Source organism: Maritalea sp. YIW29 (genome assembly GCF_057219265.1).
Window position 1 is genome coordinate 906,965 of sequence record NZ_JBXVVF010000002.1, and the last position, 17,509, is coordinate 924,473.

Below are 17,509 nucleotides of genomic sequence, written 5' to 3' on the forward strand. Positions count from 1 at the left end.
AATTAAAGCCTCCTCAAACTCCCTAGACGCCGTCAGCACATCCCACCGGCGCAAGAGCGGCGACCTTGGGCAAATGGCCCGATGGATCTTGCTCATGGCTGGTGGTGTGTTGATGGTGTTGCCCATCATTTACATGCTTTCGACGTCCCTAAAATGGCCGCACGAAATCTACAACCTGTCGATCATTCCGGATGAGCCGACTCTTGATAACTACATCTATGTGCTTGAGGATGGACGGTTTTATACGTGGTTCCTCAATTCACTGATCATTGCGATAGCGACGACAGTATCGGCAGTACTGTTCGATGCACTGGTTGGCTATGTGCTGTGTAAGTTTGAATTTCGCGGTCGTTTGATTGTGTTTGTCGCCATCCTTTCCACACTGATGATCCCAACGGAGATGTTGATTATTCCGTGGTATTTGATGGCCAAGAACTTTGGCTGGTTGGATAGCTATTGGGGCATCATGTTCCCAGGCATGATGACGGCGTTCGGCACCTTTTTGATGAAACAATTCTTTGAAAGCGTACCTGATGACTTCCTTGAAGCAGCGCGTATTGATGGTCTGAATGAACTTGAGATCTGGTGGCGCGTTGCCATGCCCATGGTGACGCCTGCACTCGCGGCCTTGGCGATCTTTGTTTTCTTGGGCAATTGGACTGCCTTTATCTGGCCGTTGATTGTGACCAACAGCCCAGAACTCTACACGTTGCCAGTTGGTCTAACGACTTTCAGTGTTGAACAGTCGGTTGAGTGGGAATTGATCATGACGGGTGCTGCGTTGGCGACCATTCCAACATTGGTCGTGTTCCTCGTGTTCCAACGTTACATCATTCGTGGTGTGGTCATGGCGGGCCTAAAAGGATGACGGATAACACAGTTTTTCCGGACCCTTATTATAAATCAACGGTGCTTGCGCCGTTGTTTGAAGGGGCCAAAGCACATTTCGTGGGTTCGATCCGTGCAATCAATCAATCGCATTTGCTGATGTTGGTAGAGACTGGCATTTTGGAAAAGGACGTTGCATCTGACATTGCCAACGCGCTTGTCGATATCGACAAGAATGTTGACGTGGATGCACTCACCTATACTGGCGAATATGAAGACTATTTCTTTCTGGTCGAAGCTGAGCTGAAGAAACGCGTCGGGCCTGATATTGCAGGGGCGTTGCATACAGCGCGCAGTCGTAATGACATGGATCACACAGTGTTCAAGTTGGTTCTGCAACAGCGATGCAATGACCTAATCAAACTTGGCACAGACCTGTGTTCAGCGATGATTGAAACGGCTAAGCGTGAGAGCGATACACTCATTGTGGCGTATACCCATGGGCAGCCTGCTCAGCCAAGCACTTTTGGGCACTATTTGGGTGCGGCGATTGAAGTGTTGTTGCGTGACCTTGACCGTTTAACCCGTGCTCGAGCTGCTTTGAATAAATGTCCCATGGGTGCGGCAGCGATTACCACAAGTGGGTTTGAAATCGACCGCCATGCGGTGGCGACATCACTGGGGTTTGAAGCGCCGCTTGAAAATAGCTATGGGTGCATCGCTTCGGTTGACTATGTCACGGGCCTATATTCAGCGATGAAGCTGACTTTTTTGCATTTAGGGCGTCTTGTTCAAGACTTTCAGTTCTGGAGCGCCTTTGAAGTCGGTCAGCTTTATGTGCCCAACAGTTTCGTCCAAATCAGTTCCATCATGCCACAAAAGCGCAATCCAGTTCCGATCGAGCATTTGCGGCTATTATCGTCCCTTACGGTGGGCCGCTGTGACATGATGGTCAACAACATGCACAACACGCCGTTTACCGACATGAATGATAGTGAAGGCGAAGTGCAGCAGGCCGGATATGCCGCCTTTGAAAGTGGCTCGCGGGTGTTGCAACTGCTTGGCGCATTTATTCCAGCTTTGAAGATTAACGCAGATCGCGTTCGCCAGAACACCGATGCCTCCTGCATCACAATTACCGAACTGGCGGATAGTTTGGTGCGCGAGGACGGCTTGTCATTCCGACAGGCGCATGAAGTTGCGGCTTCAACAGCAAAAGCGGTAATCGCTCAAGGGGCTGGTCTTGCAAGTGGATTTGAGGCGTTTCAATCAGCGTTTGAAAGCGATGTTGGGCATGTTTCTAAGCTTGACGAAAATGCATATCTGAAAGCTGTTTCACCTGAGCAATTCGTCGCGGTTCGAGATCGTTTCGGTGGACCTGCGCCACGTGCGCTGAATGCAGCGCTTTCTGGCTATCAAGAACAATTGGACCAACTTTTGGTTCAGCATAATCAAAATATTGAACGAACATCAAATGCGACGAAGGCTCGAAATTCGGCTTTCGCTCAGCTTACAAAACATAGGGAGAATTGAGGTGGCAACTGTCTCACTCAAAAACCTGACAAAGGTTTATGGCAAGGTCGAAGTTTTGCACGGGATCAATCTCGATGTTGAAGACGGCGAGTTTGTTGTTTTTGTAGGCCCATCGGGTTGTGGCAAATCCACCACCTTGCGCATGCTTGCGGGCTTGGAAGAAGTCAGTGCGGGCGACGTGCTTATCGGTGACAAGGTTGTCAATAATTTGGAACCAAAAGACCGCGATATCGCGATGGTTTTCCAAAATTACGCGATCTATCCGCACATGACCGTGCGCAAGAATATCGGGTTTGGATTGCACACGTCAGGTCTTTCGAAACCAGATAAAGAAAAACGCATCGACGAAGTCGCTCAGATCTTGAGTATGACTGAACTGCTTGATCGTAAACCGTCACAACTGTCTGGCGGTCAACGTCAGCGGGTCGCCATTGGGCGCGCGATGGTTCGCAATCCAGCGGTGTTTTTGTTTGATGAGCCACTCTCAAACTTGGATGCGCAATTGCGTACGCAAATGCGTTTAGAGATCAAAAAACTGCACCAACGTGTTGGCACAACCATTATTTTTGTGACCCACGACCAAGTTGAAGCCATGACATTGGCGGACCGCATTGTGATTATGAAGGATGGGCATATTCAGCAAGTGGGGACCCCATCAGAAGTATTCCAACGGCCCAAAAACATGTTTGTCGCCCAATTTATCGGTGCGCCCTCAATGAACATGCTGCCTGGTTCACAGGTGAAGGGCGGGGTTCAAGTTGATGGTGGGCCATTGCTGCCGGTTGTGGCGCAAAATGAAGCGGCTAAAATTACCGTTGGCATTCGCCCAAGCGATTTGCACATTGCCCAAGATGGACAGACAGTCTTGATGGAAGGGTCGGTAACGGTTGTCGAGCCACTTGGCACGGAAACATTGCTTTATGTGCAAGTGGGTGATCATGAAGTTATTGCGAGCGCGTCAGCACGTTACGAGGCAAGTCCGGGAGATAAAGTGAAGCTGACGGCTTCTACCGACGAAATTCATCTGTTTGATACAGCGACTGAAGAGGCTATTTAGTGACGCTTGAAACTAGCCTCAATGTCCTTTCAGTAGGCCGCGTATATAGTGATCTTGTGTTCGCGCAAATTCCCAAAATGCCGGTTTTGGGAGAGGAAATCTATGCGCAGGAGTTTGGCGCCCACGCGGGCGGTGGGGCGTTCATTACTGCATCACATTTCCGCTCTGTGGGTATGGATGCGGCTCTATGCGCCGTATTGCCGTCCGGCGCATTTGGTGAGTTGCTCAATGATGCATTTGTGAAATCTGGTGTTGATCTTTCGCCCAGCGTCAAAGCGGATGATAGTTGGGGGCATCAAATCACTGTTGCCATGGCCCATGATGATGACCGCGCTTTTTTGACAAAGCGAGGTGGGGAAGCAATCCCGCATAATTGTGAGCAGGTGATCCGCACCGGTCACTATAGGCATCTTCACATCGCAGAATTGGCAACGCTTTTAGAACGTCCACAATTGATCGAGTGGGCCCGTGCGGCAAGTATGAGCATATCACTTGATTGTTCTTGGGACGTGGACGCAATGCGGCATCCGGATGCGATCGGGTTGATTGCACAGACAGATGTCTTTTTGCCAAATCTCGCGGAAATTCAATTTGTGATGAATGGTAAGCTTGAGGATCAAGCCGAGTTGATTTCAAAACGGTTAGGCAATTGCGCAATTGTTGTAAAATGCGGTGCAGACGGTGCCAAGCAGATCAAAAATGGTGCAACCATTCACGTGTCGGCGGTGCCCGCAACTGTGGTCGACGCCACTGGCGCTGGGGATGCCTTTAATGCTGGATACCTAGCGGCGTGGCTGCAAGGTAAGACAGTTGAATTGTGTTTGCACGCAGGGCACGATCAAGCGCTTGGAGCCATTTCGCAAGTCGGCGGTGCCGCCAACAACTTGCATGGGGGCGAAGATTTTCGTCTGAAAGCGCAGGCAAACTAGACTTCGCTACAACCCAAGCTGCAGCGAGGTGTCGCGATATCTAGCCATTGGCCGTTGCTTGTTCATTCTCAAAATCACCGATTGCTTCAACATCAATTTGCTGCGCAAAGTTTTTCATAACGAAAGAGGCGAGCTCATCTTTGGGCATTGGCTTGCCATATAGATACCCTTGGAAATGGTCGCATTTAAGGTTTGCTAGTGCATTTGCCTGGGCAGTGGTCTCAATACCTTCTGCGGTTACCGTCATGTCCAGTTTGTGGCCGAGCATGATTATGGTGTCGAGAATTTCGTGTACCTTTTTCGGGTCAGCGTCTAGCCCGGCGATGAAAGATTTATCGATTTTGATTTTGTTGAAGCCAAACTGCCATAGGTAGGCAAGGCTAGAATATCCTGTGCCAAAATCATCCATCGCCAGAGAAATACCCGTTTCGCCAATTTGGGCGAGTTGGGCGGAAACGGACTCTGTATTTTCGATCAACAAACCTTCAGTTATCTCGAGTTCCAACCGAGATGGATCGACGCCAGTGCGGTCTAGCACGTCTTTGATTTGGCTAACGAGGGTGCCGTCGTCAAACTGGCGCGCTGATAAGTTCACCGCAACAAACACGCCGTCCGGCCATTGGCTTGCCGCAAGGGCAGCTTGTTCAATAACCCAATTGCCAATGTCTTTAATGGCACCCATTTTTTCAGCGATGGGGATGAACTCCAGTGGCGGAATGTTTTCACCGTTGCGGTCTTTCAGTCGTAAAAGCGCCTCAAAACCAGCAATCTGTTCGTTGTTGCGGTGCAAGAGCGGTTGGTAGTTGATCTGCATTCGACCCTCGTCGATCGCATTTGTGATCGCGATTTCGATTTTACGGCGGCGCTCAAGATGGCTTTCTAGTGACTTCTCATAAAATGTGCAGGTATTGCGACCATCCAATTTGGACTGATAAAGCGCAACATCCGCTTTTTGCAACCGCTCATCAAATCTGAGTGTGGGGTTGCATACGTCGTGATGGACACCAACTGAAATTGTGCCTTTGATCGTGGCGCCGTCGACAATAATTGGCTTATTGGCCTGATGGTGAATTTTTTCCACAACATCCCGCATGGCTTTGTGGCCGACTTTTTCGGCTACGGCAACGAATTCGTCACCGCCAATACGACCGACCATGCCATGCTCACCAATTTCATTTTCAATGGTTTCGCCTACATGCCTTAAATATGCATCGCCTGCTTTGTGGCCAAAAGTGTCATTTATCAATTTGAAATTATCGATATCAATGAACGCAACGCCCAATTGGCCGCGTTCAATATCACTTCTGATAAACCGGTCCTTGAATATTGCAAGCAAGCTGCTCCGTGTTAAAAGGCCTGTGGTGACATCATATTTGGATAAATATTCTGCCCGCTTGGTCGCGCTGCTCGCCTGCCCGGACTTTAGGATGAAAGCGATATAGGGGAAACCAAACGCGAAGGCCAACAATGCGGCCAACGTCATGATGACGGCGTTGAACGAGGCTTCTAGGGTCGAAGCTACGAATGTTTGGTTGAGGTAAATCTCAACGACACCAATTACTTCGTTATTCTGTCCAATGGCTGGCACATAGGCTTCGACATAAAGATCGGGGCGACCTTCTTTCTGCGTTCCGTCGTTCAATGAGATATTGGGGACCCTTGTTTCTAACACTTCAGCTGCGCTGCTGCTAAAATTGCCCAACAGGCTCATTTCGGGCTTAGCCGTTAGGTCGTCAGAAATTAGGATGAGATTGCCTTTCTCGTTGAAAAGCTTAAAGCGAAAAACATTGCCTACATTTGCAGCAAGTTCGATCCGTTCCAATTGCTCTGGCGTTAGCTGACCGTCATTGAGTAGCTTGGGAAGCCCTTCAGTGTTCGTGATGAAATAGTCAGCCCACAGTTCGGCTTTTCGTTTTGCGTCAACGGACACAAAATGATCAACCGCAGTACCGATTAGTATATGTGTGCACCCCACCAGTATAAATAGTGCGAAAATGGCGACAGCGGCCAAACCTGATTTTTTGAGCATGTAATCCCCGAATATTATATGCATCCATCAATGTATCGATCCAACATAAAGTAGGCGGTTTATGAAAATATTTATGCTCCTGTTGTTTCAGCGGTTTTGGTTTAACTGTCATGCTCTTGGGTTATGAACTATCGAATTTGGTGGGATGTGCATTGCCTAAGCATTTGAATTGGTTGGCGTTAATACTCTGTTGTGGATGTTTTGAAGTTTGTGGCGGAGTGAGGCAAATGCGTGTGCCAATGCGGTGGCTGTATCTTCAAAGACACCCGTGGATTAACAAGTTGGATCGCACAGTGCTTGACATAGTTGCATTTGAAACTAATCTACTTCCATCACATAACCAATCAGAATAACAAGTGATACGCGCTTGACGGTTGCAAATTTGGCGTGCCGAAAAGGTACGCAGCTTTGAGGTTGTATTATTTGTTTAAATGAAAAGGATAGCCACCCATGGCAAAGGCATTTGCGTCCACTGGTGATATGGCAGACAAAAAGATTTCTTTTACTGAAGTGGGGAAAGATCTTTACGCCTTTACCGCTGAGGGTGATCCAAATACCGGCGTTATTATTGGTGATGATAGCGTGATGATTGTTGATGCGCAGGCCACGCCGCGGCTTGCTGACATGGTGGTGGAAAAGGTCCGCACCGTTACCGACAAGCCGATCAAATATGTTGTGTTGACGCACTACCATGCAGTTCGGGTGTTGGGCGCTCAGGCCTATGGCGCGGAGCAAATTATAGGTTCTGAAAAATGCCGCTCGATGGTTGCCGAGCGCGGGCAAGAAGATTGGGACAGTGAGTTTGGACGTTTCCCTCGCCTGTTTCAGGGCCATGAATCTATTTCAGGGCTAACTTGGCCCACCATGACGTTTAAAGACAAGATGACTGTTTATCTTGGCAAACGTCGGGTGGACTTAATGCATCTTGGGCGTGCCCACACTGCAGGCGATATTGTCGCTTGGGTTGGTGACGAGGAAGTGATGTTCACTGGCGACATCGTTGAATATCATTCAGCTTGTTATTGCGGTGACGGTCATTTCAATGATTGGTCCGCAACGCTAGATCGCATCAAAGCCTATCAGCCAAGATCGATTGCGCCGGGTCGAGGGGACGCGCTAGTTGGCTCCAAAATGGTGAATGCGGCGATTGAGAACACCAGAGATTTTGTGTTGTCGACTTATCGCCCCGCAGCAGCTGTTGCAGCTCGAGGTGGCACCTTGAAAGAAGCATGGGATGCTGTGCGCGCAGAATGTGATCCAAAATTTGGCGAGTACGCGATTTACGAACATTGCCTGCCGTTCAATGTGGCGCGCGCATATGACGAAGCTTTGGGCATGGATACACCACGTATTTGGACCGCTGAGCGTGACATAGATATGTGGAACCAGTTGCAAGGCTAAACCAAGGCACTTTCATTCGCTGAGACGCAATCATTCTTTGAGGAGTAAGAATGACCAAGATTTTCGAAACACCGCTGTACCCCTACAAACGGTCAGCGGATCAGGATGCTGAGCAAACTGTCCGGCATCCGGTAATTGTGATTGGTGCAGGGCCAATCGGCTTGGGTGCCGCGATCGACCTTGCCATGCAAGATGTGCCGGTTGTTGTGATCGATGACAATGACAAGGTGAGTTGGGGTTCGCGCGCTGTTTGCTATGCCAAGCGGCCCCTGGAAATATTGGATCGTTTAGGGTGCGGCGACGAGTTCGTCGACAAGGGTGTGATCTGGAATTTGGGCAAAGTCTTCTTTGATGAACGGCAGGTCTATGACTTTGATCTGTTGCCAGAGGATGGCCATAAGCGGCCAGCGTTCATCAATTTGCAGCAATATTATTTTGAGCAATATCTGGTGGAACGTGCCTTCGAGCTGCAGCGCCAAGGCAAAGTGATTGAAATACGCGGATTGAACAAGGTCGTTGATGTTGAGCAAAAAGCGGATTGCGCACGCGTATCAATTGAAACGCCGGATGGCCCTTATCAGCTTGAAACGGACTGGTTGATTGTCTGCGACGGTGCGGGTTCTCCAGTTCGTCAAATGCTCAATCTAGATTTTGATGGGCGGGTCTTTGAAGATAACTTTCTGATTGCTGATGTCATTATGGAAGCTGACTTTCCTGTGGAACGTTGGTTTTGGTTTGATCCCCCGTTTAATCGCGGGCAGTCGGCTTTGTTGCATTCTCAGCCGGACAATGTTTGGCGCATTGATTTGCAGCTGGGTTGGGACATCGACAAAGCGGAAGAGAAAAAGCCGGAAAATGTCATCCCCCGTCTGAAGGCGATGTTGGGGGAAGATGCGAAGTTTGAACTCGAGTGGGTCTCGATTTACACGTTCCAATGTCGTCGGATGGAAAAGTTCCGGCATGGACATGTTTTGTTTGCCGGCGACGCGGCGCACCAAGTTTCGCCTTTTGGCGCACGTGGCGCGAATTCAGGCCTGCAGGATACGGACAATCTTTGTTGGAAACTCAAACTCGTGATGGACGGTGTCGCGCCAGAAAACCTGCTCGATAGTTATGATTGGGAACGGGTTTATGGTGCGAATGAAAACATTCTCAACTCAACCCGATCCACTGATTTCATCACCCCAAAATCTGATGTGAGCCGTTCATTCCGCAACGCGGTTTTAGACTTGGCCGAGCATTATGACTTTGCGCGTCCATTGGTCAATTCGGGTCGTTTATCGGTGCCTGCTGTTTATGATGGTTCGCCGCTTAATGGCGCGGATGATGCTAACTTGCCAACGCGTACCCGCCCGGGCGCGCCATTTGTTGATGCACCGATTGGTGACCAGTGGCTTGGTGACAAATTGGGTAATAAGTTCCAATTGTTGGCGATAAACGCGCAGGTTGATCCAATAAAGTTCGTTGAAAATGTTGAGGTTGAAATCCATTCAATCGACACGTCCAAATTGCCAGATAGTGCATTTAAAGAAAGGTATTTGGGCGATGAAAAATCGGCGATCTATCTGATGCGCCCGGACCAGCATGTGGCAGCGCGGTGGGCGACATATGACGCTGAGAAAGTCAAAAACGCGTTGCTCAAAGCAATCGGGCGAGGGTGAGGAAGCAGATGCTGAACACAAAACCAAATATTACCGGTGCTGATGATTTTTACGCGGAACTTCTGGCGTTGCACGACGGCAAAACGACAGAGCAAAGTGCGGATATCAATGCACGGCTGATCTTGCTGCTTGCCAACCATATTGGTGACCGAGATGTTTTACGCGAAGCAATTTCTATCGCGAGCGCTCCCGGAAGATAGTCAAATAAACGATTTGAGGAGATAGTTTTGTTGCGTCGCACGCATCAAACTTGACTCAATTCGCGAATCTATTCTAGTACTAGAATATGGATCGGAAAAACCTCACAGATGCTGAATTGTTGCTGCTTGGACTAACAGCGGAAATGCCGCGTCATGGGTATGAACTTGAGCAAATAATTGAGGAGCGCGGCATGCGAAATTGGACCTCAATTGGGTTTTCTTCAATTTATTTCGTGCTGGGCAAACTCGAAAAACGCGAACTTGTGAAAGCGGCAAAACCAAAGGGCGCGAAGGCCAAGAAGCTGTTTAGGCTTACAGCTGAGGGTCAACAATTGCTGATCGCCCAGTCTTTACACGCATTGGAAGTTATCGCGCCAGGTCAGTCTGGTTTGATGTTGGGCATGTTACATTGGCCGTTTTTGCCTAAACCTGCAGCGCTTAAGGCTTTAGCCCTCAGAAAGAAAAAGCTGACGGCAGAAATTTCCCGCTTAGAGGGCGAACGGTTTAAGCGCCAACCTTTGCCCGACTATGTGGATGCCATGTTTGATTATTCTGAAGCTCAATTAGCTGCTGAACAAATTTGGCTCGACAGAACATATCTCTATTTCGAAAATCGAATTGAACTTGAAGGAAAATAGAATGAAAGAGATTGATTGGAAAGAAAAGTTGAAGGAATTGTATTTGCCTGAAGCAACTGACTTTTCGAGCGTAATCGTGCCCAACTTGCCTTTCGCCATGATTGACGGCGCTGGCGACCCAACGGGCGAATCCTATCAAGCTGCCTTGAAATGGTTGTTTGCAGCGGTACAACCCATCCGGCGTTTGGGGCGAGAAAAAATGGGCAAGGATTTTGTTGAAGCGCCTCTGGAAACATTGTGGTGGGCGGACGATATGGGTGACCTAGTGGCGGGCAATCGCGACAAGTTTAAGTGGCGCTTGATGATCCACCTGCCGCACTGGCTTGAACAAACCCAGTTTGACGCAGCACTCGCCGAAGCGGCTAAAAAGCTGAAGGCAGAAGCGCCAAAAAATTTACGGTTTGAATGGTTTGAAGGGGGTGAAGTGGTGCAAATTATGCATATCGGCCCCAATGAAGAAGTTCGGCCAACCCTTGACCGTCTTTATCAAGAATATCTACCCCAAAACGGGTTGGAAGCTGCGGGCTATTATCACGAGATTTATCTCAATGATCCAAAGCGGGTCGCGCCTGAAAAGCGTAAAACGGTCCTTCGCCAGCCGGTGAAACGGGTCGACAGTTAAGTCCTTTCAACCGTCCCCTGATGAAATCTCATGACCCAATGATCGTCCGTTTTCTGCCAAATGGATGTTCGTTGGGTCCGACTTTCTCGAATGCGATAGTGGACGATCCAAGTGCTACCTTCCAAATTCGTTGCGGAAAAGTCTTCAATCGTGCGAGCGCCGTCAAATCCGGGTGCCTTAGCCAAATGTGCGATAATATCGGCAAGCGTAAACCGTCGCCCAGAGGCCCCAATTTCGATAAAATCTGGCGCAAGGCTGCGCGTTAGAAAATCCGCATCGGCACGATTGTTTGGATGCAAAAGTGCTTCTTCTTTTTGACGCAGAATTTGTGAAATTGAATCAGTCATAATCCTATTTATCACTCAAAGCAGGTGAATAAACCAGATGCAGATGAAAAGATTTGGCTTCGTGATTGACTAATCAGTCATTTGTGCCTAAATACACAAAATCGGAATTGAAATGACGGAAATGTTTACTTGCAATTGAGTGCCTTAGCGGGACATCAATTTGTGAATTCTTACGGAAACTGCTTGTGATAAATGTTCAAACCGCACATGGCGAAACAGCACTTGGCGAAAAGGCAGAGCCAACAAAACGAGACCTGTTGATTGAAGCAGCGATTGATCTGTTTGGGCGGCAGGGTTTTTGGAATACTTCAACCGCATCCGTGGCTAAACATGCTGGCGTTGCAACTGGGACTTTGTTCAATTATTTCGCGTCAAAAGAAGAACTCATCTCTGAGATTTTGATTTATCTGAAACGGGAAATGCTTTTGGCCGCGACGGTTGGATTTAACCCGAACGCTGGTTTGCGCGAACAGTTGAATTCGTTTTGGCACAATGGCTTGCGCTGGGTGATGCTTCATTGCGAGCGGTTCCACCTATTGGAGCAAATTAAAGTTTCTGAACGTATTTCGAAATATGATCTTGATGCGGTTGGCAGTGATTATGCTGAGTTTATGAGCTTACTAAAAGAGGGCGTAGATAGCGGTCAATTGCAACCGCTCGCCACCGAATTAATCGTCGAAATAATGTCTAGGCAGGGCCAAGCAACTGTTGAATATTTGCTGCAACACGAAAATCTAACTGACACCGAAATTGGTACGCATCTAGAAGCCGGGTTTATGGTTTTTTGGCGCGGCATCAGTTTGCATCAAACGTAAATCAAGGACACCAGTCAGTCTTTATCGTCTTGATTGTGACTGACTAATCAATCATTGAATTGGAGAAAACATGCCAGATTATGAATTGCCTTTTGGCTCACATGGTTGGGATTATGATCGGATGCCAGACCTCACCGGCAAGACAGCTATTGTCACCGGCGGAAACTCGGGCATCGGCTTTGAAGCGGCGAAGAAATTCGTGTCAAAAAATGCTCATGTCACTATTTTCTGCCGCAATGAAGAAAAAGCGAAAGCGGCGGTTGCAGACATTGCGACAGAGGCTGGCCCGACCGGTAAGGTCGACTATGTCTTAATGGACCTCTCGGACCTATCCAGCGTTCGCAAAGCTGCTGAGCAATATCTTGCTCAACATGAGAAGTTGGATATCTTGTTGAACAATGCGGGATTAATGATGATCCCAACGCGAACGCTGACCAAAGACGGTTTTGAAACCCAATTTGGCGTGAATCATCTTGGACACTTTGTGTTTGCACAGATGCTTTTCCCATTGGTTGAAAAAGCTGACGGCCGCATTATCGCCGTCTCTTCGATCGCCCATAACTGGGGCCTGAAGCGGATCAATTTTGAAGATCTGAATTTTGAAGAGGGCTACACATCCATGGTCAGCTATGGCCAAAGCAAATTGGCCAATATGTTGTTCATCCAGGAGCTGCAGCGTCGATTGCAGGCTGCGAATAGCAAGGTAAACGCCTATGTTGTTCACCCTGGCTACGCGGACACGAATTTGCAACGCACGGGGCCGGGTGGTCTTGAAAAATGGATGATGGTTGTGTTTGGTCGTTTCTTCTCGCACCCACCAATTCACGGTGCAAAGTCTTTGGTGCTGGCATCAACAGACCCAGAAGCAAAGCCAGCGACATTTTATGGCCCAGTAAAACGGGGCGGGCTTGGTGGCGCGGTCGGCATATCGCCCATTGCACCACATGGCAAAGACATGGAAGCTGCCGCAAAATTGTGGGATGTTTCTGAAGAATTGACCAAGGTGAAATGGTCTATCTAGGATATCGATGAACCTGAACGCGCGGTGCATGTGCGCCGCGCGTTTGACCAATTACTCTGCTTCAATCAGTTTTGTAAGTTCTCCAACTTTTTGACCAACCAAAGCCTTGTCGCCACGCGTTTCCACATTGACACGCAACAGCGGTTCGGTGTTTGACGAGCGCACGTTGAAGCGCCAATCGTCATATTCAACGCTTAAGCCATCAATATGTTCAACTTTGAGCGCGTTGGGCGCATAGGTTGCTTCAATGTTAGCGATGATTTTTGGCGCATCATTGACCGTAAAGTTGATCTCACCGGAACACGGGAATTTTTCAATCCGCTCTTGCACCATTTCCTTCAGCGTTTTGCCGCTTGCAGAAATCTCCGAGACGATGGCCAACCATGGCAACATGCCCGTATCGCAAAAACTGAAATCGTCGAAATAGTGATGGGCACTCATTTCGCCACCATATATGGCTTTTTCTTCGCGCATGATCTGCTTGAAGAAGGCGTGACCGGTGCGCGAAACCATTGGAATTCCGCCAGCGGCTTCCACCACATCGACTGTGTTCCAGGTCAGGCGTGGGTCATAGATGATTTTGCCGCCAGGGTTTGAGCGCAGCAATGTCTGCGCAATTAGGCCAACCAAATAGTAGCCTTCCACGAATTCACCGGTATGGTCATAGAAGAAACAGCGATCAAAATCCCCGTCCCATGCAATGCCCAAATCCGCACCATGTTCCTTCACAGCGTTCGCAGCTTTCGCCCGTTTGTCAGGCAGAAGCGGATTGGGAATGCCGTTTGGTAAATTGCCGTCAGCCTCGTGATCAATCTTGATGAAGGTGAAGGGCAAATGTTCTTCCAACGCGTCGATCACTGCACCCGCGCAACCGTTGCCTGCATGGCAAACAATTTTGAGTGGTTTCAGGTCGGCGTCTTTTACTTGATCTAAAAGTCGTGCAACATATTTGGAGCGATCAAGAGTAGCCAGCATTTTGCCGCGATTTTCATACGGAACATTTTTGAAAACGATATCGCTCATCACGGCGTCTTCCAGTGGCTTTAGCGCGTTGTCACGGGTCGCCGCTTGTGCGCCCTTTAACACCATTTTGATGCCATTATAGTTTTGTGGGTTGTGACTGGCCGTCACCATTAGCCCGCCATCCGCGCCGCTATTGTCGGTGTGGAAATAGACTTCCTCGGTGCCGCATTGTCCGACAGGCAAAACATTTACGCCGCTATCCAATAGGCCTTGAATAATCGCGCTGGCGAATGGTGCGCTATCTAGGCGCATATCATGGCCAACCACGATGGTTTTGGCGTTGAGGTGATGGGCAACAGCTTGGCCAAATCGATAGGCAAACGGCACATTGATTTGATCAGGAATGAGGCCACGAACGTCATAGGCCTTAAAAGGAGAATTCGACATTTCCACTCGCTTTGTTTTCTTGCGCTGTTGTTTTATGCACGATTTGGTTATTCGAACATAAAGGCCAAATAGTTTAGGTGCCAAATAGGGCAAAAAGGCTCGTCATGCAATGTTGGGCCTAGTCTGAAAATCGCCGTTCAATTGCATCAAGCGCCTTTAAGAGAAGCTGCGCGTCAGCGTCACCTATTGATTCAGTGAAACTTGTCTCAAACATCTTGGCTGTATTCACCAAATCTTTATAGGCGGTTTGGCCAACTGTGGTGAGTTCAAGATGCTCCAAGCGCCGGTCTTGTGGGTCTTGTGTGCGTTTGACCCATCGGCGTTTCTCGAGAGAGAAAACCGCACGCGATACCTTGGTTTTATGCATTGGTGAATGGTCGCAGATCTCTCTGGCGGTGATGACGCCAAATTGGCCAATGGTCGCAAATGTTCGCCATTCGGGTCTCGTCAGACCATACCGCCGCTTATATTCCTGTGCGAAGCGTTGGCTAACGCGTTCTGCTGCTCTATTCAGTCGATAGGGCAGGAATTTTTCCAGCGCTAGAATGTCAACTGGATTAGGTTTTTGATCGTTCATTTTGCTCTCCCCTGTTTGATAGTTACATAATGGATGGTTACATGTGCAACCACAATTTTGCCTTTGGAAAAAATAGATAGGGTCCAACGGTGTTCTTATGAGCAAAAACGATCTCGATTACATGCCGGGTTTCGGCAATGATTTTGAAACTGAGGCATTGCCGGGCGCGCTGCCTCAGGGGCAAAATAGTCCGCAAAAATGCGCCTATGGCCTATATGCAGAACAATTGTCTGGTTCGCCATTTACCGCGCCACGCGGCACGAATGAGCGGTCATGGCTTTACCGCATTCGCCCCAGCGTTCGGCATACGACGCGGTTCAAACCATTTGATTTGCCAATGTGGAAAACCGCCCCACACCAAATGGACGGCGAAATGCCAATTGGGCAAACGCGCTGGGATCCGGTGCCCATGCCAGAAGAAAGGACGGATTTCTTGGCTGGCGTTAAAACCATAACCACAGCCGGTGATGTTTTCACCCAAGTTGGCATGGCCAGCCACGTCTACGCGTTTAACGCGTCGATGGAAGACGATCATTTTTTCAACGCGGATGCAGAACTATTGCTGGTGCCAGAAATGGGCAGCCTTCACATCTTTACCGAGATGGGCAAGTTCGATGTCGCCCCGGGCGAGATCGTTGTCATCCCCCGTGGCATGGTTTTCAAAGTGAGCGTTGAAGGCCCATGTCGGGGTTATATGTGCGAGAATTATGGCGCGAAATTTACGCTGCCAGACCGGGGACCAATCGGCGCAAACTGTCTCGCCAATCCGCGTGATTTCAAAACACCTGTTGCCGCATTCGAAGAAAAAGACACGCCGTGCCGAGTGATCGTAAAGTGGTGTGGCAAGTTTTACGAAACGCAAATTCCGCATTCTCCCTTGGATGTGGTTGCGTGGCACGGCAATTACACGCCGTATAAATATGATTTGGCGACCTATTCGCCTGTTGGCTCAATTCTGTTTGATCATCCTGATCCGTCGATCTTTACGGTGTTGACCGCGCCGTCGGGCGAAGACGGCACGGCGAACATTGATTTTGTGATTTTCCCGCCGCGCTGGTTGGTGGCAGAGCATACGTTCCGCCCGCCATGGTATCATCGCAATATTATGTCTGAATTTATGGGGCTGATCCATGGGCAGTATGACGCGAAAGAAGAGGGCTTTGTGCCCGGCGGCATGAGCTTGCACAATATGATGTTGCCCCACGGTCCCGATTCTGGCGGCTTTTACAAAGCGTCAACAAATGAGTTGAAGCCGCACAAACTTAAGGACACAATGGCCTTTATGTTTGAAACGCGTTTCCCTCAGCTCTTGACTGAATATGCGGCGACGCTAGAAACACAACAGACAGATTATATCGATTGCTGGGCCGATCTAAAAAGCCACTTTGATGGCACCCCTGAAGGAAATTGGGACTGATTTATGAAACTTGCAACTCTTTCAAATGGTTCGCGCTATGGCGAACTTGTTGTCGTTAGCACCGATTTGAAGCGCTATGTTTCAGCGAGCGATGTGGCAAACACCATGCGGGACGCGATTGATAATTGGTCCATGGTTGAGGCTGGATTGCAGGCGCGTTCTGATAAAATCAATGGCGATGCAAGCGTCGGCGAAGCGTTTGATGTGAGCAAAGCCATGGCGCCGCTGCCGAACCCAAGCCAGTGGGCAGATGGGTCTGCCTATGTCAACCATGTGGAACTTGTGCGCAAAGCGCGTGGGGCTGAAATGCCCGCCAGTTTTTGGGAAGACCCATTAATGTATATGGGTGCGCCAGATGCGATGCTTGGCTGTAACCAGGATGTTGATGTTGGCTCTGAGAGTTGGGGCATCGACATGGAAGCCGAAATCGGCGTGATTTGTGATGATTTGCCCATGGGCATTTCGACAGAAGACGCCGCAGACAAGATCAAATTGATCGTGCTGCTCAACGATGTGAGCTATCGCGCATTGATCCCGGGCGAGCTTGCAAAAGGCTTTGGCTTTTTCCAATCAAAAGGCGCAACGGCCTTTGCCCCAGTGGCAATAACGCCGGACGAATTGGGTGAGCATTGGGCAGGCGGCAAAGTGCATCGGGACATGTTGGTGCACTATAATGGAGATGCATTTGGCAAGGCGAATGCCGGCGTCGACATGACCTTTAATTTCCCCAAACTCGTTTCCCATGCAGCCAAAACACGGCACATTGGAGCTGGCGCGATTATTGGCTCGGGCACAGTATCAAACAAGGATAGCGACGGCACACCGGGCAAGCCTGTCCGTGATGGTGGTTTAGGCTATTCTTGCATTGCTGAAATCCGCATGATTGAGACGATCAATGATGGTGCGCCGAAAACTGAATTTATGAAATTCGGTGATCAAGTGCGTATTGAAATGCTCAATGATGATGGGTCCACAATCTTTGGCGCTATTGACCAAGAAATCGTCAAATTCGGATAGGTGGATC

General features: G+C 49.1%; 17 protein-coding genes. 13 read left to right on the plus strand and 4 right to left on the minus strand.

Annotation, left to right across the window (positions count from 1 at the left end; all coding sequences use genetic code 11):
• Positions 1–73: 73 nt before the first annotated feature.
• From AC2D8L_RS13705 to AC2D8L_RS13720, 4 genes are read left to right on the plus strand one after another with little or no spacing between them, the layout of a single operon-like run.
• Positions 74–868: a carbohydrate ABC transporter permease gene (locus tag AC2D8L_RS13705; RefSeq protein WP_484686407.1), complete on the plus strand. Its 795-nt coding sequence runs from the start codon at positions 74–76 to the stop codon at positions 866–868.
• Entirely contained in the window at positions 865–2,361 is a 1,497-nt protein-coding gene (gene argH / locus AC2D8L_RS13710; RefSeq protein WP_484686036.1) for an argininosuccinate lyase, read from the plus strand. Before AC2D8L_RS13705 ends, argH begins: the two co-directional genes overlap by 4 nt.
• A gap of 1 nt (position 2,362) precedes the next feature.
• Positions 2,363–3,418, plus strand: a complete 1,056-nt coding sequence (locus AC2D8L_RS13715; protein WP_484686037.1) for an ABC transporter ATP-binding protein — start codon at positions 2,363–2,365, stop codon at positions 3,416–3,418.
• On the plus strand, positions 3,418–4,347 hold the full coding sequence (locus AC2D8L_RS13720) for a carbohydrate kinase family protein (RefSeq protein ID WP_484686038.1): 930 nt from the start codon (positions 3,418–3,420) through the stop codon (positions 4,345–4,347). The genes AC2D8L_RS13715 and AC2D8L_RS13720 overlap by 1 nt, the downstream gene beginning before the upstream one ends.
• Positions 4,348–4,387: 40 nt before the next feature.
• Here the strand turns inward: AC2D8L_RS13720 and AC2D8L_RS13725 are convergent, their stop codons facing one another.
• Positions 4,388–6,376, minus strand: a complete 1,989-nt coding sequence (locus AC2D8L_RS13725) for a putative bifunctional diguanylate cyclase/phosphodiesterase (protein ID WP_484686039.1) — start codon at positions 6,374–6,376, stop codon at positions 4,388–4,390.
• A gap of 450 nt (positions 6,377–6,826) precedes the next feature.
• Between AC2D8L_RS13725 and AC2D8L_RS13730 the strand changes: the two genes are divergently transcribed.
• The 5 genes from AC2D8L_RS13730 to AC2D8L_RS13750 all read left to right on the plus strand — a co-directional run bounded on the left by AC2D8L_RS13730 (position 6,827) and on the right by AC2D8L_RS13750 (position 10,898).
• Positions 6,827–7,777 carry an MBL fold metallo-hydrolase gene (locus AC2D8L_RS13730; protein ID WP_484686040.1) on the plus strand — a complete coding sequence of 317 codons (951 nt, stop codon included), beginning with the start codon at positions 6,827–6,829 and terminating at the stop codon, positions 7,775–7,777.
• A 50-nt stretch (positions 7,778–7,827) separates the two neighbouring features.
• Positions 7,828–9,438, plus strand: coding sequence for an FAD-dependent oxidoreductase (locus AC2D8L_RS13735; RefSeq protein WP_484686041.1), 1,611 nt, complete (start codon positions 7,828–7,830; stop codon positions 9,436–9,438).
• 8 nt (positions 9,439–9,446) lie between these two features.
• Positions 9,447–9,638 (plus strand): DUF2783 domain-containing protein, encoded by a 192-nt coding sequence (locus AC2D8L_RS13740; RefSeq protein WP_484686042.1) that lies wholly within the window; start codon positions 9,447–9,449, stop codon positions 9,636–9,638.
• A gap of 86 nt (positions 9,639–9,724) precedes the next feature.
• Positions 9,725–10,276, plus strand: a complete 552-nt coding sequence (locus tag AC2D8L_RS13745) for a PadR family transcriptional regulator (RefSeq protein ID WP_484686043.1) — start codon at positions 9,725–9,727, stop codon at positions 10,274–10,276.
• A 1-nt stretch (position 10,277) separates the two neighbouring features.
• Entirely contained in the window at positions 10,278–10,898 is a 621-nt protein-coding gene (locus tag AC2D8L_RS13750; RefSeq protein ID WP_484686044.1) for a GyrI-like domain-containing protein, read from the plus strand.
• Here the strand turns inward: AC2D8L_RS13750 and AC2D8L_RS13755 are convergent.
• Complete coding sequence (locus AC2D8L_RS13755; protein ID WP_484686045.1) at positions 10,895–11,245, minus strand: nuclear transport factor 2 family protein; 351 nt, start codon at positions 11,243–11,245, stop codon at positions 10,895–10,897. The two genes, AC2D8L_RS13750 and AC2D8L_RS13755, sit on opposite strands and share 4 nt — an antisense overlap.
• A gap of 185 nt (positions 11,246–11,430) precedes the next feature.
• Here AC2D8L_RS13755 and AC2D8L_RS13760 point away from each other — a divergent pair, with 185 nt between their 5' ends.
• Positions 11,431–12,060, plus strand: coding sequence for a TetR/AcrR family transcriptional regulator (locus tag AC2D8L_RS13760; RefSeq protein ID WP_484686046.1), 630 nt, complete (start codon positions 11,431–11,433; stop codon positions 12,058–12,060).
• A 70-nt stretch (positions 12,061–12,130) separates the two neighbouring features.
• On the plus strand, positions 12,131–13,081 hold the full coding sequence (locus AC2D8L_RS13765; protein WP_484686047.1) for an oxidoreductase: 951 nt from the start codon (positions 12,131–12,133) through the stop codon (positions 13,079–13,081).
• 51 nt (positions 13,082–13,132) lie between these two features.
• Here AC2D8L_RS13765 and AC2D8L_RS13770 read toward each other — a convergent pair whose 3' ends face one another.
• Both AC2D8L_RS13770 and AC2D8L_RS13775 read right to left on the minus strand, forming a co-directional pair.
• Entirely contained in the window at positions 13,133–14,491 is a 1,359-nt protein-coding gene (locus tag AC2D8L_RS13770; protein WP_484686048.1) for a phosphohexomutase domain-containing protein, read from the minus strand.
• A 118-nt stretch (positions 14,492–14,609) separates the two neighbouring features.
• Positions 14,610–15,068 (minus strand): MarR family winged helix-turn-helix transcriptional regulator, encoded by a 459-nt coding sequence (locus AC2D8L_RS13775; protein WP_484686049.1) that lies wholly within the window; start codon positions 15,066–15,068, stop codon positions 14,610–14,612.
• 97 nt (positions 15,069–15,165) lie between these two features.
• Here AC2D8L_RS13775 and hmgA point away from each other — a divergent pair, with 97 nt between their 5' ends.
• Together hmgA and AC2D8L_RS13785 are read left to right on the plus strand one after the other, a co-directional pair.
• On the plus strand, positions 15,166–16,485 hold the full coding sequence (hmgA, locus tag AC2D8L_RS13780) for a homogentisate 1,2-dioxygenase (protein WP_484686050.1): 1,320 nt from the start codon (positions 15,166–15,168) through the stop codon (positions 16,483–16,485).
• Between the two features lie 3 nt (positions 16,486–16,488).
• Positions 16,489–17,502 (plus strand): fumarylacetoacetate hydrolase family protein, encoded by a 1,014-nt coding sequence (locus AC2D8L_RS13785; RefSeq protein ID WP_484686051.1) that lies wholly within the window; start codon positions 16,489–16,491, stop codon positions 17,500–17,502.
• The last annotated feature ends 7 nt before the right edge of the window (positions 17,503–17,509 follow it).

Coding starts and splice junctions, on each gene's coding strand:
- AC2D8L_RS13765 (WP_484686047.1), top strand. CDS start 12,131: ATGCCAGATTATGAATTGCCTTTTGGCTCACATGGTTGGGATTATGAT.
- AC2D8L_RS13755 (WP_484686045.1), bottom strand. CDS start 11,245: ATGACTGATTCAATTTCACAAATTCTGCGTCAAAAAGAAGAAGCACTT.
- argH (WP_484686036.1), top strand. CDS start 865: ATGACGGATAACACAGTTTTTCCGGACCCTTATTATAAATCAACGGTG.
- AC2D8L_RS13740 (WP_484686042.1), top strand. CDS start 9,447: ATGCTGAACACAAAACCAAATATTACCGGTGCTGATGATTTTTACGCG.
- AC2D8L_RS13750 (WP_484686044.1), top strand. CDS start 10,278: ATGAAAGAGATTGATTGGAAAGAAAAGTTGAAGGAATTGTATTTGCCT.
- AC2D8L_RS13775 (WP_484686049.1), bottom strand. CDS start 15,068: ATGAACGATCAAAAACCTAATCCAGTTGACATTCTAGCGCTGGAAAAA.
- AC2D8L_RS13735 (WP_484686041.1), top strand. CDS start 7,828: ATGACCAAGATTTTCGAAACACCGCTGTACCCCTACAAACGGTCAGCG.
- AC2D8L_RS13745 (WP_484686043.1), top strand. CDS start 9,725: ATGGATCGGAAAAACCTCACAGATGCTGAATTGTTGCTGCTTGGACTA.
- AC2D8L_RS13785 (WP_484686051.1), top strand. CDS start 16,489: ATGAAACTTGCAACTCTTTCAAATGGTTCGCGCTATGGCGAACTTGTT.
- AC2D8L_RS13730 (WP_484686040.1), top strand. CDS start 6,827: ATGGCAAAGGCATTTGCGTCCACTGGTGATATGGCAGACAAAAAGATT.
- hmgA (WP_484686050.1), top strand. CDS start 15,166: ATGAGCAAAAACGATCTCGATTACATGCCGGGTTTCGGCAATGATTTT.
- AC2D8L_RS13725 (WP_484686039.1), bottom strand. CDS start 6,376: ATGCTCAAAAAATCAGGTTTGGCCGCTGTCGCCATTTTCGCACTATTT.
- AC2D8L_RS13705 (WP_484686407.1), top strand. CDS start 74: ATGGCCCGATGGATCTTGCTCATGGCTGGTGGTGTGTTGATGGTGTTG.
- AC2D8L_RS13770 (WP_484686048.1), bottom strand. CDS start 14,491: ATGTCGAATTCTCCTTTTAAGGCCTATGACGTTCGTGGCCTCATTCCT.